The sequence below is a fragment of the Oleiphilus sp. HI0043 genome, assembly GCF_001634935.1.
The window spans coordinates 1-15,202 of record NZ_LWEY01001267.1 but is presented as its reverse complement, the minus strand read 5'-3'; the positions used below and the strand labels follow the sequence as shown (position 1 = coordinate 15,202).

At 43.6% G+C, this 15,202-nt stretch carries 15 protein-coding genes; 8 read left to right on the top strand and 7 right to left on the bottom strand.

The window, feature by feature from the left end:
• Positions 1 to 8 precede the first annotated feature (8 nt).
• Entirely contained in the window at positions 9 to 833 is an 825-nt protein-coding gene (locus A3729_RS16395) for a DUF2971 domain-containing protein (protein WP_068509459.1), read from the bottom strand.
• 265 nt (positions 834 to 1,098) lie between these two features.
• Complete coding sequence (locus tag A3729_RS16390; RefSeq protein WP_068509456.1) at positions 1,099 to 2,019, bottom strand: Tim44 domain-containing protein; 921 nt, start codon at positions 2,017 to 2,019, stop codon at positions 1,099 to 1,101.
• Positions 2,020 to 2,340: 321 nt separating this feature from the next.
• Here A3729_RS16390 and A3729_RS16385 point away from each other — a divergent pair, with 321 nt between their 5' ends.
• Complete coding sequence (locus tag A3729_RS16385) at positions 2,341 to 2,640, top strand: PilZ domain-containing protein (protein WP_068509454.1); 300 nt, start codon at positions 2,341 to 2,343, stop codon at positions 2,638 to 2,640.
• Positions 2,641 to 2,879: 239 nt separating this feature from the next.
• On the opposite strand, the gene A3729_RS16380 is transcribed toward A3729_RS16385, so the two are convergent.
• Both A3729_RS16380 and A3729_RS34645 read right to left on the bottom strand, forming a co-directional pair.
• Positions 2,880 to 4,910, bottom strand: a complete 2,031-nt coding sequence (locus A3729_RS16380; RefSeq protein ID WP_068509451.1) for a methyl-accepting chemotaxis protein — start codon at positions 4,908 to 4,910, stop codon at positions 2,880 to 2,882.
• A 315-nt stretch (positions 4,911 to 5,225) separates the two neighbouring features.
• Positions 5,226 to 5,438, bottom strand: coding sequence for a LysR substrate-binding domain-containing protein (locus tag A3729_RS34645; protein ID WP_068509449.1), 213 nt, complete (start codon positions 5,436 to 5,438; stop codon positions 5,226 to 5,228).
• A gap of 119 nt (positions 5,439 to 5,557) precedes the next feature.
• On the opposite strand from A3729_RS34645, the gene A3729_RS16370 reads away from it, so the two are divergent.
• Positions 5,558 to 6,280: a nitroreductase gene (locus A3729_RS16370; protein WP_068509447.1), complete on the top strand. Its 723-nt coding sequence runs from the start codon at positions 5,558 to 5,560 to the stop codon at positions 6,278 to 6,280.
• A gap of 36 nt (positions 6,281 to 6,316) precedes the next feature.
• Here the strand turns inward: A3729_RS16370 and A3729_RS16365 are convergent, their stop codons facing one another.
• Both A3729_RS16365 and A3729_RS16360 read right to left on the bottom strand, forming a co-directional pair.
• A complete protein-coding gene (locus tag A3729_RS16365; protein ID WP_068509444.1) occupies positions 6,317 to 8,248 on the bottom strand; it encodes a beta-propeller domain-containing protein in 1,932 nt (643 codons plus the stop codon).
• A 13-nt stretch (positions 8,249 to 8,261) separates the two neighbouring features.
• Positions 8,262 to 9,113, bottom strand: coding sequence for a DUF6502 family protein (locus tag A3729_RS16360; RefSeq protein ID WP_068509442.1), 852 nt, complete (start codon positions 9,111 to 9,113; stop codon positions 8,262 to 8,264).
• 171 nt (positions 9,114 to 9,284) lie between these two features.
• Here A3729_RS16360 and A3729_RS16355 point away from each other — a divergent pair, with 171 nt between their 5' ends.
• Positions 9,285 to 10,181, top strand: coding sequence for an alpha/beta fold hydrolase (locus A3729_RS16355; RefSeq protein ID WP_068509440.1), 897 nt, complete (start codon positions 9,285 to 9,287; stop codon positions 10,179 to 10,181).
• 84 nt (positions 10,182 to 10,265) lie between these two features.
• On the opposite strand, the gene A3729_RS16350 is transcribed toward A3729_RS16355, so the two are convergent.
• The gene (locus A3729_RS16350; protein WP_068509437.1) at positions 10,266 to 11,273 is read right to left on the bottom strand and encodes a GTP-binding protein; all 1,008 of its coding nucleotides are present in this window, start codon (positions 11,271 to 11,273) and stop codon (positions 10,266 to 10,268) included.
• 309 nt (positions 11,274 to 11,582) lie between these two features.
• On the opposite strand from A3729_RS16350, the gene A3729_RS16345 reads away from it, so the two are divergent.
• The 5 genes from A3729_RS16345 to A3729_RS16320 all read left to right on the top strand — a co-directional run bounded on the left by A3729_RS16345 (position 11,583) and on the right by A3729_RS16320 (position 14,968).
• Positions 11,583 to 12,239 (top strand): cytochrome c, encoded by a 657-nt coding sequence (locus A3729_RS16345; RefSeq protein WP_068509435.1) that lies wholly within the window; start codon positions 11,583 to 11,585, stop codon positions 12,237 to 12,239.
• Positions 12,240 to 12,349: 110 nt separating this feature from the next.
• Entirely contained in the window at positions 12,350 to 13,126 is a 777-nt protein-coding gene (locus A3729_RS16340; RefSeq protein WP_231872315.1) for a cytochrome c, read from the top strand.
• A gap of 172 nt (positions 13,127 to 13,298) precedes the next feature.
• Positions 13,299 to 13,715: a hypothetical protein gene (locus A3729_RS16330; protein ID WP_068634087.1), complete on the top strand. Its 417-nt coding sequence runs from the start codon at positions 13,299 to 13,301 to the stop codon at positions 13,713 to 13,715.
• A 130-nt stretch (positions 13,716 to 13,845) separates the two neighbouring features.
• Positions 13,846 to 14,586, top strand: a complete 741-nt coding sequence (locus tag A3729_RS16325; RefSeq protein WP_082880592.1) for a HupE/UreJ family protein — start codon at positions 13,846 to 13,848, stop codon at positions 14,584 to 14,586.
• 28 nt (positions 14,587 to 14,614) lie between these two features.
• Complete coding sequence (locus A3729_RS16320) at positions 14,615 to 14,968, top strand: DUF6488 family protein (protein ID WP_068510782.1); 354 nt, start codon at positions 14,615 to 14,617, stop codon at positions 14,966 to 14,968.
• The last annotated feature ends 234 nt before the right edge of the window (positions 14,969 to 15,202 follow it).

Here is a 15,202-nt window from a genome sequence, read left to right as displayed (position 1 = left end):
ACTTTATCTCAATCAATGGCTGTGCGATGGAGTATATATTGGCCGGGGTCCAGCCGGCACTCCATAAGCTCAGCATGTCGGTAGCGTAAGTCAGTGCTCAAGAGGTTAACGAGCGCTTTTTTTAGTTCCGCTGTCATATTTGCCCCGCAGGTGACGGACTTGATCACCGTATTGGGGATTTTATGAAGGTGAATACTGAGTTCATCGACGTTTATGAGCTTGTCACTCACTGATGCCGGCCGTAATAAGCGCCACTCTTGCTCATGAGAAAAGTGTTCACTACGGTGAAATAGTGAAATGAAAGGATGTGAGTCTTTCAGCTTTAACGGACGCTCTGCACTATACTTCACTGGCTGAAACATTTGAGGGGCATCTCGGTATTGAGGGGCGGTAAAAAACTCATGAGTTTGGTCTAGTTCGATGACCATACCTCGGTGATTAGCCGCTTGATACTGCCAGAGTAGCGAGTTATCTGCTCTTTCAGATAAGCATAGCAGTGTTAGATTTTTCTGTTGTTTAGCCGACACTGTACTCACTTGCGGTACAGAACGTTGTCTTATTTGTGCTTCAATACTGGCTCGTTTGCTTTGGGATTGTTCTTCAAAATACTCAAAGCTCATCAGGCTTGATAAAGACTCTGGTAGCGCCGCGAATTGAGCTTTCAATTCAACTCTGAACTCTTCATCTGAAACAGCGATTGACCCATCAGGCTGATGATTAAGGGCTTCATTGCTAACGAATGGGTCCATCAATGATGAGGCTTCTAAGAAAGGTAGCTTCCCTTCTCGCAACCACGTTAAGCCTTTCTCGCTGCAGTATAAAAACAGGCTCACTTTCTACCTTTATAAGCGTATTATATTTAATGAAAAACCAAAGGGTCAGTTTAAAGTTTCAAGCACTAAAGCAAAGCAGAATAGCATAATCGTCGGGATGAAAATAACTGTAAGTTGTTTCCATCGTGGCCATTTATCAGCCTTTATAAACGCCACCAGGCATGAAATTAAAAATACGATCAGCACTAAAATTCTAAACATAAAGATCCTATGGCAGTTGTATGTAAGCTGCTTTTATGGTCAGGAAGTTGTTAGAAACTATAGCTTAGTTTTCGATTCCTACGATTAACCAAGGCGCATTGTTATCGCGGGTGTCTCTGGTTAAGTGCCAAAGATCTGTAATATCCTCTTCAACTCCTTCGGTTTCATCACTATAGCGCCCACTAAACTGAATGCTTAGCTCTGCCAAGCCTGCTGATTGGTCAGCTCTGACGATCTGGGCATCAATAAACAGCACATTCGTGTGCTGTTCACCTTCAAGCGCTGCACGTTCTTCTTTTAAATGGGAAAACAACTCTGAGCTAACGTACTCCTCAATTTTACTTAGATCATTCTCATTCCAGGCTAGCTGGATGGTACGGTAATGCTCACGAGCGCCGGCCAAAAAATTGTTGATATCAAAGTCTGCAGGCAGGTTATAAGGTACATCATTATACGAACCAAACCCTGAAGTTTGCTCTTCATTAAAGGTAGCATCGTTGTTCTGGTTAGCTGTTGGCTGATTGCCGGAAGATGACTGAGGAAACTGACCCGCCAAGAACTTGCTTGGTTGGGCGTCTGTTTGGCTCTCTTGTCTGAATTGATTTGTAGAATAAGCTGGTTGAGGCTCCATGGAGGCTGCTTTAGCTTGCATCATACCTTTAAATAAGCGAATCAGAATAAAGGCCACCAAAGCGAGCAGAATTATATCCATGATTTGAATGCCTTCAAATGCTCCACCCATTAAAGCTGCAATTAAGCCACCAGCGAGAAGGCCACCCATTAAACCTTTCGCCATACCGCCCTTGGCCGGCGCTTTCTGTTTTGCAGCTCCTGAATTATTTGGCGCAGCTTTTTTAGCAGGAGAAGGCTTGGTTTGAAATAGCTTTCCAAACGACTTTCCGCCGCCGAACTTTTTGGCATCGACGTGCGTGGCGTTTAAAGCTAGTGCAAACAGCACAGGTAGCATGAGCCAGAATTTTTTCATGTGTGATAATACTCTTTTAGGATGGTGATACGTTTCAGGCTAAGTATCCTAATGTCATTACCAGTAATGTCAATGAGAAGAGAAATAAAGGGGGAGAGGCACTTTACTCAGACGCCAATTCCCACTCGGATGATCATTGCCGTTTTTTTGACCAATTATTAGTGCCTTGCTTTATTCAAATTCTAGAAGTGTGCCGCAAGGTGTTGATGGTAAGAAGTATCTGTTTTTACGGTACGACCTTTGATTAATATTTAGTGTTGGTTCAAGAGTCTGACTTTTAGGCCTTGAGCAGTCCTGCATCCAGTTGTTGAGGAATTATCTATGATCAATGTTAGAAATTATGATGAGAAACGTGACCATATCCGTATGAAGCTAGACACGCCTATCCAGGTAAAACTGGATACTGGAAACTATATTGAGGGCACTTGCCTCGATCTTAGTGTAAATGGCATGCAAGTTGAACTTGATAGGGCGATTAACGCAGGTGAATGTATTGAGGCCTGTATCCGCTCAGAGATGGGAATAGTGCCCGACTTGGTTAGCAAGGCGACGGTTGTACGAACAACCCAGATCGAATCGGGTCGATATCTACACGGCGTACAAATACAAAGCATGCAGTAGTCAAAAAGCGACGGAGGGATCTAATTTTAACCAATGTAAGCGGTTTGGTTTATAGTCCCTCTGAAATTTATGAGATCTACTTGTCTCGACTTAGGTGAGTAGTAAACCTAATCTCTGCTGTGTCTTTGCGTTTCCTATATAGACCTAGTTAATCGATTCGTATACATAGAACGATTAAAAAAATATGATACAGCAGTGACTATCAGTTTCCTTTTTATTGAGCAATTGAATAAGCTTGCTCAGACCTTAAAGCGGTTAACTAAGTCGGACAAATCCTGATTTAGTTGGTTTGCTTGTTGGCAGCTTGCAGAAGTTTGTTCCATGCCCTCGCTGGTCGTGGTGGCGACTTCAACAACCGTTTGAACATTCTTCTCCATTTCTTCACACACGCATGACTGTTCTTCTGAAGCGCTTGCTACTAGTTGGTTAATCTCATTTATAACTGAAATCGAAGAAGCAATTTGGTTAAGTGATCGTTGTACTTGTTCACTTTGACGAACGGTACTTTGACTTTGTTCATTACTTCGTGTCATGACTTCGACGGCTCTCTGTGATCCACTTTTGAGTCGATCAATCATTTCTTGTATTTCTTCTGTGCTTTGTTGAGTGCGTCCTGCCAAGCCTCTAACTTCATCAGCAACAACAGCAAATCCTCTACCGTGCTCACCTGCTCGCGCAGCTTCGATTGCGGCATTGAGAGCAAGGAGGTTTGTTTGTTCCGCGATTCCAACGATCACGTTGAGGACGTTTACAATTTGATTGACCTCATCTTCAAGTGTTGAGATGACGCCTGTGGCATCCTCAATTTCAGCTGATAAACTGCCGATAGTCGAGATTGCTTCGGTGACAATTTGTTCGGCTTCTTCACTGACAATTTTCGCTTCGGTCGCACTTCTCGCCGCATTTTCGGTATTTTGAGCAATTTCTCGACCACTTGAGGACATCTGATTGATGGCTGTAGCGATTAGGTCTGTTTGACGTCTTTGTTCGTCTACACTCTCATTTGTTCGTTGAGCAACGTTGTCCATTTCCGTGATCTCTGCCGACATTGTTACAGAACGACTAGATACCTGGCTAATAATGTTATGGATGTTATCAAGGAAGCTGTCAAAGTGATTTCCTAGGGTGCCGAGTTCATCCTTTGACTCCATGTTGAGACGCAGTGTGAGGTCTCCTTCTCCTTGTGCTATGTCTTCAATTCGCGTGCTAATTTCGTTTAAGGGGCTGAGGATTGAGCGCAGTAGAAGTAAAGAGAAGATAATCACAACCACGACGCCGCCAATTGCAGTCATCGTCATAACGCTTAGTGTCGCCTGTTGAATTTGATTAATGACATCGACTTCATTTTCAACTACTCGATCTCCGCTTTCTTCAAATTTACCCAACTGCACCAGGAGTTGGTCAGCAATTGTGATGTATTTGATATGAGTTGTTTGATATGCGTGAGTTGCTGCAAACAGCTTTTTTGTTAGTTCTTCATGTTTGTCTAAGTGTTTTGTGTAGGCCTCTTCATAACTAAGGTTTTGCCATTTGCTTCCTGCATTTAATTTGAATGCACCAGTACTGAACATTTCCTTTGCTGCTTCTTTTTGGAATGCGAGCGCTTCGTTCAGATTGTATTGTGCGGCACTATGCTCTTCGCTCTTTGCGATAAAACGAGCCATATGGTAGAGACCAGAGAGTAAGCCGATACTAGACTCCATTGCGCCATCGGCAGCCAACCACATATTATCTAGGCCAGTATCCCATGTGACTAATTGAGAGGGGGACTTTTCTAGTTGTTCGACCGTTGAATCTCCGATTGCTTCTATTTCGCTACTTAGTTTGACGAATTTTTCTGCATTTTCATCATATTGATATTTTAAGAAGGCAAAGTCTTTATACTCTTTTAGCACTTCTTCGAGCAGCTTTTTATACTGACTTTTGTTTAAGGAAAAATTTTCGATTTGAGTGGCGTCCATGAGCCCTGCATCGCGGAGCTGATCTATCGCTTCATCGGTGCTTTGTTGGGCTTCCTTGATTGACTCTAGCCCTTTATCGTAATGATAACCTTGAAAGATTTTCTCTACTGCAAGCATTTGAGCTTCCAGACCAATTTCTGCCTCCATCGCTCCATCAGCGCTGTCCCATGCTGGACCCACGATAAATGATAGGTTATCTGATAGCTTACTAATACCATTAAAACCGATCAGTCCAACCAAAAGGATAACGAGTGTGGATAGGGCAAATCCAGATATTACTTTTAGACGTATTGTTGCATCGCGAAACATATTGAAGGCCGTTTGATTGAAGGAATGGCTTGTTCTTTTTGTATTCAGTATAGACAGGGTTAGAGATGTGGCAATGAAAGGTATTTTGGCAGCGATATCTCATGGTGACTGTTGATAAGTGAATGAGGTCAAACTCGGCTGATTTGCTCATCTTGCTGTTTTGAGTAGTTTGGAATTCGAAGCTTTTTTCTCGAACCGGTATTCGACATTGCGGCGTCAACCTTTTAATCGAATCTGGCCAAGCTGACACTCACCTTGAGTATTAAGACGCATCGACAAATTGATCTAACATAAAATCTATAAAAACGCGTAACTTTAAAGGCATAAACTCAGTTGAGGGGAACAGTAAAAAAACTTCATGGGGGTATTCTTTTGTCCTGAGAACAGTTCGACGAGTCTCCCGGCTTTAATGTCCTCTTCGATAAGATAACTGGGGAGCATAGAGATTCCCATACCTGCCTTGACCGCCTGATAAACCGATAATACGTCATTTACGACGAGCTTCTTCTGCGTGTCATTAACGTGCATTTCTGGGAGAAGTTGCAGATAACGCAATAGTATCTTTCATTATAGGTTATATATAAACCAATAGCCCGTGCTTATACTTGCATACACACCTTCGAAATATTGGTACATGAGGACGAATTATGAAACTTTCTGAAGCCTTGAAGACGCGCCGTAGCATTCGTCAATTCACACCTGTAAGTATTCCGGATGATGTCTTGGAGCGCGTTATCAGCAAAGCATTGCTATCACCCAGTGGAGGTAACTCTCAACCTTATCGAATTGCAATTGCTAGCGGTAGCACAAAAAATAAGATAGCTGACGAATTATCTAGCAAGTTCGCCAAAGCTAGCCGGATTAAGCGCCTTCCGTTACCAAGCAAAATTTGGCAGGGGTTAACAAGTGGTGTTTTGCCCGACGGCGATTATAACCCCGACGTCAGTTACCCTGATGAGCTTAAGAAACGCAAGTTTGATTGTGGCATGGGGCTATACGAAACACTGGGCATTGAAAGAAGTGACTACGAGGCACGTGAGGCGCAAATGCAAAAGAATTTTGAGTTTTTTGGTGCGCCCACTGCAATTTTTATATTTATCAATGACAAACTTGGTCTTTATAGTGCTTTGGACGCCGGTATCTTTATGCAATCACTCATGCTCGCTGCCGTAGAAGAAGGGTTGGGGTCCTGTCCTCAAGCCGCTATTGCCACTTGGGCAAGTCCGATCAAAAAGCATTTCGATATAGAAGAAGACTATAAACTGCTATGCGGTCTTTCGATCGGTTACCCTGCCGAGCATAAAGTGAACACTTATCAACCGGCAAAACGTAGCGTCGAAAATGTAATGTTTGCACCTACATCTAAGTAAGCTTGACGCTTCGACAAGCTTAAAAAAGGGTTTCATTCAGTCAGCGGGGTTAGCCAGGTCATCCCACAATTCTGTGATCAAGTATCCTCTATGAGAGTAGTGAACGTGAGTGCCAGTGAGAACCCCTCGGTCGTAGGATGAATAGTAATAACTACCTGACTGCCCGGTGCCGAGTTCGCTACCGACTATGCTTCCGGCTTGATTTAGACTAGCACCCTCAGGGTGTTCAGTATCTCTGACCTCAAAAAGATAGTAGGCGTCTTTTTGCCACTGCCAGTCCTCTAATATGCTCGCTGAAAAACCTAGACGCCATGAGTGTTCATCGTTGCCGGGTAAGATACTTAAGGCCGTATGAGTGTATTCGGCAGGAGAATATGATGTGTCGCCTTCAAGCAGTACTTCATTCACTAATAGCGGGTTGCTCATATCGCTCACGTCAAACAGTGCGAGTTTGATATTATTTGTTGCGACGCCACCTTCCGAGCCGCGGCCTAGGCCAAAGACAAGTGTATCGCCGAAGGGGTGAAGGTAGTTTGAAAAGCCGGGCAGTTCTAATTCACCTGCGACGCGAGGAGAGTCGTGATTAGATAAGTCAAGTACATAAAATGGGTCGATTTGTCTAAAGGTCACGATATAAGCTTTGTCACCGTCAAATCGAACACTGTAGATTGACTCTCCTGGTTTTCCGATAGCTTCCGGAGCCGATTCATTAGGGATTGTTGCATTCAGGTTCAGCTCTGTATCATCAATATTGATGGTATGTAGCCGATGTATATTTCTCTCTGTGCTGGAATGGTCAGTGGTCACGACTCGCAGATGATCCTGATACTCGCTAAGTCTGAACTGTTCATTCCAGCCTACTTGGCCGCTTAGGGCTACGCTTCCAGCAAACTCTAGACCATTGTCCGAATAGTCTAGCTTGTAGACCGTACTGCTATAAGATGAATCATTTGCGTTTTCGTAACTGTATTCATTTTCTACCATATACACGGCGTTCAATGATGCGTAGATTGTGGCAATGGGGGCGGCGATGCAGCTGGATTTTATATCTGAAAGCGCCATATCATGTGAAGCGCCAAGGTCGATTTTAGTAACGATAGCCAGGGTAGGTTGTGTTGAATCTTCTGGCTCGTTAGGAATATGGCAATCATTTTCACCTAGTAAAATCTTTGTTTGGCCATTTAAGGTGACGCTTGGGAGTAGGTCTTCTAATGTGGCCTTGCTGATTAATGACTCGTTACGGCTAATATCATCTTCTTCATAGGGATAGATTACATAGTCGTCGAGGTAGGCACTGTATTGGCTAATGATATAGAGCTTTGAGCCGATTTTTCGGCTGCTGACATACTGACCCTCTATCTGTATAGATGTGGTTTTGTCTATGGTGGATTCAGGTGTTTCCACGTCATACATATCAATACTGATACGGCTATCACTCCAGTGCCAGAAGTAGTCGCTATAGACTTGAGCGTATTCGTTAGCGATTGAAATAAGTTTTTTGTTTTCGAGTGTTTCTTCCAGATACAAGCCCTGTAAGTAATGACGTGAAGTAGAGAGGGTAATGGTATTGAGCGCTTCGTGTTTACCTGTCTGTTCCGATAATTCAAATATATTGATGTCGGAACCTCCATTGTAGCTGTATATCAGGTTTCCGTCGGTCTTAAGCCAGTCGAGTTCATCGACTCCTGTTTCTTGAGTATTAGTTCGGGAGTAGCTATCGCTTGACTCGTCAGAAGAGGCATCTGCACTTCCATCGCTTTCGAGTACGGGGGCATCGAGGCAAATATCGCAATAGCTAGGGTTCTGGTTATTCGAAGCAATTCCGTGCTTTAAGTAGCTTTCCAGAGGGCCGCCCGTTCCGGTAATTCCGCCATCATTCTCGGACTCACTACAGCCAACGAAAACAGATGACAGTAAGCTCAAGGTGAGAAGAAACAAACTTGGCTTAAGTTTATGTTGAATGTCCATTGCAGTTGGTCCTTTAAACTTGGCTCGATTTATTGTTGAGCTCTTCGAAATAATAAATTCCAACTCCCGCTCTGTACTGATTGGAAGCGTGTTTTTGTTCGGCTAATGGCATGTCGTGCTGTGCAAGCCACTTATTCAGCTTGAGCAACAATTTTTCATTTTCTTTTTTGCTGTATTGTTTAAATTCTTGAATAGAGTCACTTGATAGGTGCAAGTAAGCAACAGATCGTTGGAAGCGAGGTTCGTCTGAATCTGGATTTAAATTGTTGCTTAGTGTGGATATTAAATCGTGTGCTGATTGTGCGGCGACTTCAATCTGATCAAGGCTTTCGGGTATCGGGATATAGCCGGATTGGTTTAGCCGTAGGTGTTCATTTTCAAGTTTCTCCACTGCACCTAAACGGGTAAGTTCTTCAAGTAAGGTCGTTGTATGAATATCGCCACTATATTCTTTGACTAAAGACTCAAAACTTGGTGTGTCAGCGTTACTCGAGCTAAAAGGGAGGTCTAGCGGTGCGTTTTGATCGCGGCTATAAGCCGGCTCCCTAAGCCATGCGTTAATGACTCTCTCTGCCCGGTTGGCAGGTGTGGTTGTGGTGGGAATCTTGCTTTCATCAAGTTCTTTACGAATTCGTGCAACCTCTTTTCGATGAAGTCCGCTTAAAATCGAAATTCTAGAGGTGCTCTGGGGCTTTCCATCGACAGTGAACTCTTCTTCTGCAACGGCCACATAGGCATGTTTTACCCATTCGGCAAAGTCAGAGAAACCGACTCCTGACCTCAGGAGTATGCGCACCAAAGGTTTCATCATAAAGATGACACATTGGCTTAAGGTGTTTTTGTAGCTTAACGTTTCTTTGTTCATATTGGGAATATATTCCCAATATGAACAAATATCAAGTGAAACTCGCTAAGGCAAACTGGTCATTGCCACCGAATTGTATTGCCCGAACTGACACAAAACCTTCACATCGTATCTCCGATCGGCATCTAAACTTAAACCCATTGTTATTGTTTTTTCCTCCGTGCTGTCACCATGCCTAAAGCTGTATGTAACGATGTAAGTATTGAATACGAGACCTTCGGAAACCCTAAAAGGCCTGCCGTACTTCTGATTATGGGTTTAGGTGCCCAGATGATTGTTTGGCCTGACCGGTTCTGTCATCTGCTTGCTGAAGAAGGTTATTACGTTATCCGATTTGATAATCGCGATATTGGCCTTTCTACCAAGTTTGATCACTATGCAGCTCCTCGTGTGTTGAAACAGGTATTGGCAAACTGGTTTGGCTTGAAGATAGACGCACCCTACGATCTATATCATATGGCCCACGACGCGGTCTGTCTGCTTGACCACCTAAAGTGTAAACAGGCCCATATTGTCGGAGCTTCAATGGGTGGCATGATCGCTCAAATCATTGCTGGTATTTATCATGATCGTATTATTAGCTTAACCTCGATCATGTCTACGGCAGATAGTCGTGGTTTAGTGATGCCTTGGAATATGAAGCTGGGGCTTCATTTGCTTAAGTCGAGCCAGGCTGCCGAAGAAGAACAGCTAGACCTGAAAATGGAAACCGTCCGTTTGATTAGCAGCAGGACTCACCCGCCAAAGCAAGAAGAGTTAGAATCTCGACTCCGGAAAGCTCTGGCGCGTGATGCTGAAAAGTACGGTACAAAAAGACAGCTTTCTGCGATTGTAGCGACTAAGAAAACCAAAAAGATTACACAGCGAGTCAATGTACCCACTTTGATTATTCATGGTGCCGAAGATCGGCTCATTCCTATCAAGTTCGGAAGAAAAAATGCTGAACTGATTGAAGGTGCTGAATTCCGCGAGATAGAAGGGATGGCGCATGACTTTCCAAGACCCCTTGTTGGCTATCTGGCTTTTGTGGTTAGCAAGCACTTAGGAAAATCCTCTGATAGCGAATAGCTTGGTTAATGAATCGAATCACGCCGATGCGACCTTAAGGGGTCAAAGTACTTTAAATTATCTAAAAGAGCGTTTTCGAAAAGACTAGTTGAGCTCTGACATGCAAGCCAACAGTTCAGTTTCGATATCAGAGGCTAAGCCCTTGCCAATAATCTCAATTCGGCTTTCCAGGCATTCATCCAGTGCTACCTCGGTTAAGGCATCTGTTGTTAGGTTATAGCCGAATACTCCCTCGTCAGTGATAAACACGGCTTTCATTCGTTCAGCATTGACTCCACTCAAGAAGTTGAAAAGTGCAGCATGGCTAAAGGTCTTATCTGGCGAAAAGCGCCAGCCGATACTTTCGTAGCCCTCTCCCTTATTTGTTGCTTTTAAAAATCCTGTTTCCGGAATAGGCGAGTCCATGAGTAATCTAGGTGCGTCAGATTCATGATGGTGATGTTTGGCTGTTACCACTGAAGACGTCGGCCCATTCAAAAGTGCGATGTCGATATTTCCATAACTTGTTAGTACAACAGGAGGGGCTTTATCCATTGTTTTCTTAATATATTGGGTGAGTTGTGCTTCATCTCCGTCTTGGTAAAGGTCACTTTTGTTGCCAATGATCATATCAGCAATCAATATCTGTTGATTGAAGGTATCATGCTGGGTGTAGCGCTCATCGCTTAGCTTGCGTGCATCGACCAATGTGAGGGTCTTTTGTAGGGAGAGTACTTGTTGATAGTGTTCTGCCGACAGTACTTCTAAGACTTCTATTGGGTGGCCTAGCCCAGTTGGCTCTATCAACAAACGGTCTGGTTTAGCGCGCGAAAGCAATTGGTTTAAGGCAATTTGCATCGGTAAGCCCGATGCACAGCACATACAGCCGCCTGGCACCTCTTTGATAAATACGCCTTGTTCTTGAGAGCTCTGACCTTGAAAAAAACTGCCGTCTACACCAATTTCGCCAAATTCATTGACGAGTACCGCCCATCGTTCGTTATCGGGTTTTTGTTTGAGTAAGTTCAGAATCGCAGAAGTTTTTCCGACACCGAGGAAGCCGGTGATGATATTGGTGGGTACTGCCGAGACCGTTTTTGCGTCGATGGTCATACTAGGTTTTTGCCTTATATAAGTTTCGGACTGTGGTCAGGGCCAGCAAGCCGGGTAATGATCGGTAGAGTATATTCGAGAGTATAAACATAATCGTGCTGACGCACACGATTGTCTGTCTGACACCTTATGTATAAATAGACCTCAACATATGCAATTCTTGTGTTTACTATAGTGAGAAACGACCCGCTAGTTTGGTTTTGCTTCACCTGAAGGCATTTTCGTAGTTAACTAGAGAGATTAAATTAAGTGATTTATAGGCGTAAGCTTCAACTAACGCTTGGTGGAAAATTGATTAGGTACGAGTTCATGAACAGAAATGCAGTGATTATAATTTTGGTTATTTTTTCCATTTCAGCTGTCGCTTATGGCCATGGCGGGGCGACCGGTATTATTAAAGAGCGTATGGATTTAATGGATAATCTAAAAGGCGCTATGAAAGAGCTAAAACCGATTATGCGAGGGCAAAAAGAATACGACGCTGAAACTGTAAAGAGGAATGCGCTTCTGATCCGAGATCATTCTGGCGAGCATATGACAAAGCTTTTTCCCGATGGCAGTTTAAATATGCCTAGCGAGGCGACTGCTGAAATATGGAATGAGTGGGAGAATTTTCAGCGCTTAGCACGCAATCTAGAACGCTTAGGGCAGGCCTTGCACGATGGAGCTGCCAACAATCAGAATGTGGAACCAGAAAATGGTATGGGGAATACCATGATGGGTAATTCAAATCATATGTCCGGCCATAGCATGATGGGAGAATCGGGCCCTATGAATGGTCGCATGGGGGAGCAAATGAGAGGCCAGGGAATGATGGGTGCCCAAGGTCAAGCAGCAATGGGAGCGCAACGGGGGCTAGACAACATGAGTGATGAACACCTTGCTTCCAAACCGAGCGCTGGCTTGTTTCGTATGATTGGGCAGAGCTGTGCTTCGTGCCATAAAAAATACCGCATCGAGAAATGACAGGAATGCCTCGCCGCTACTACAGCTTTTGCTTACTTCTATTGCTTTTAGGGGGGGGGCTTCTATATAGGCTTTGGCTGCCCCTGTCTCCAAGTTTTAGTTCAGAAGGTATGAATGGAAATACAGCTCGTGGCGCATACTTGGCGCGAATATCAGGGTGTATAGCTTGTCATACTGATATCGATTCCGGCGGTAAATTCTTAGCAGGAGGAAAACCTTTAACCACGCCTTTCGGTGATTTTCGTGCGCCAAACCTAACTTCAGACCCGAAACATGGTATTGGGGCGTGGACATTTCAACAATTTTCGACAGCACTAAGAGAAGGTATTTCACCTGAAGGAAAGCCGTATTATCCGGCTTTTCCATACACGTTTTACGAGAAGTTTTCTGATCAAGATGTAGCCGATTTATGGGTGGCGTTTCAAACCGTACCGCCAGTCGCTGAACCAGACCCCGAGCAGTCTATAAGGTTTCCATTCAATTTTCGTGAAGGTTTAAAGCTATGGCGAGCCATGTTTTTTAGCCCATCTGCTTCAGTGGCGAATTCAGCGTCAGTCGATCAGCTCAATCGAGGAAAATTCCTGGTTGAGGTAGCCGCACACTGCGGCGCTTGCCATACACCAAGGAATCTTTTTGGCGCTTTGAACAGTCAAGAGACTTTTGCTGGTGGTTATGATGCTAACAACAATAAGGTTCCTGCTATCACGGCGGCTAATCTAAAGGAAAATGGCTGGACTGAGGATGATCTTGCCTACGCCTTACAGACCGGAATCAAACATGATGGCGATGTGTTTGGCGGCAGTATGAGTGAGGTAGTAGAGCATAGCACCGGATACATGAGCTGGAACGACTTAAAGGCTGTCGCACAATATTTATTAACACCTTAGAAGCCTTTGGTGCCTGATAGTACGGAAGACTTCTCCTTGAGGCTGACCCTCTCTTTTGGTATGAATATTATCTCTTACTACGTTTATTTTTAAATATTCCTTCATGAATAATTGATAGTATCGAAATGAATCCGTCATTATAATCCATTGATCCCAAATATGTGGCTCGTTCATGCGCACTATTTTGACAAGCAAAATCTGGCAACTTTTCTTAGCGATTGCATTTCTGACAATGCAGTCTGCTTCGGCGCATATTCATTTGGCATCCAGCCATAATCATGACGGGGCGGGCCATTCCCACGCACAAGTAGCACATTCGCACAATGTTGCGTCTCATCATGCTGATGCTTTTGATCAAAATAGTCACACGAACCAGGTCGTCGAGCTAAGCCAAGACTGGATCGTTAAATATGTAAAGTGGCTCAATGACCTAGAGCCTCAAGCAGTCTTAGTCACTAGTTTTTCGTGCGATGAACAGAAAAACGTCACTCAGTTCTATTTTGACAAGTCCTTTGCATATCGCAGCTTCCATTTTCGCTCTAATGTTAAGGCTAGAGCACCGCCAAAATTATTTCCCTCTCTCGTTTAAAACATAAAATTTTACTAGCGTAAGCTAGAACTTATTATTGAGGTAAATAATGTTATCCGTATTTAAAAAATGCCGATGGCCCATCGCCGTTGGTTTCTATTTTATCTGTAGCGTCGTTTTCGGGCATGGCATGTCCGAAGCAGATAAGGCAAAAGCCTTAGAAGCAACTAACTGGGATTTTATTGAGTTAGGCGCAAGCCACATGGTCACCGGTTATGACCATTTACTCTTTCTTTTTGGGGTTGTTTTCTTTCTGACTCGATTTAATGACATTGTTAAGTTTGTCACTGCTTTTACAATTGGTCATTCGATCACGCTGCTTTTTGCAACGCTTTATCAGATCCAAGCAAATTACTATCTTGTAGATGCAGTCATTGCGTTGACCGTCATATACAAAGGTTTTGATAATCTGGGTGGGTTTAAGAAGTATTTAAACATCGCTTCTCCGAATCTGCTTTTGATTGTCTTCGTTTTTGGTTTGATTCATGGCTTTGGTCTTTCAACCCGCCTACAAATGCTCCCGTTATCTGAAGAAGGGTTAGTGCTTAAAATTCTTTCGTTCAACTTAGGTGTAGAACTTGGTCAAATTGCCGCATTGACTGTCATGCTTGGTTTATTGGCTATTTGGCGCAAAACCAAGTCATTTAAAAACTTCAGTAATGCAGCGAATGTTTTTCTAATATCGCTTGGTGTTTTGCTGCTGTTGCAGCAATTGCATGGATACTCGCACACCTCCCACCCAGATGATTTCGGCTTTAGCACCGACAACCATCTACATGAACACGAGAAAATGTCTAGTGACATGGAGAGTGAAATAGAGAGCGAAATGACGAATCAAAGACCGAGAACTTCTCACGACTCAATTGACTAAAACGACAATAATTTAAAGAGGAATATTTATGAAATACTTAATTAGCGCTCCATTGATCTTAGTTATGTTTCTATTCGGGCAAACTGCATTGGCAGGACCAGGAAGTGGTCATTCCCACGGGCATCAACATAAACCTATCACTAGTGAGCAAGCTATCAATAAAGCAACAAAGCATGTCTGGAAGTTGGCCAAGAAGGGCAAAATTGACGCATCTTGGTCTAGCGTAACTTCTAAATCAGTCGAGGAAAAATCATTCGGACATGGCCCAGAATGGGTCGTTACATTTGAGAATGAGTCCATCGAAGACCCTAAAAAGCAAACGCTTTACGTTTTCTTTACGATCAACGGAAAGTACTTGGCTTCTAACTTTACGGGGCAGTAAGGCCTAACGGGAGGTGTTCGCACCTCCCTTCCTATATTTTGCTTATGTCCAGTTTGAGGCCATCTTCTCTTGAAAAACGACCTTGCTTCCAAGAATCTTAATTGTTCAAATCTGAATAAGTCTCGTGAAGAGCTTTAAATAACCTGCTTGAGTGTGCGATACCTAGAGGTTTTATTGATCCAGAGTGGGCTAAGAGTGGGGGGGAATACCTATCTGGCTTGTCATAATAGCTTT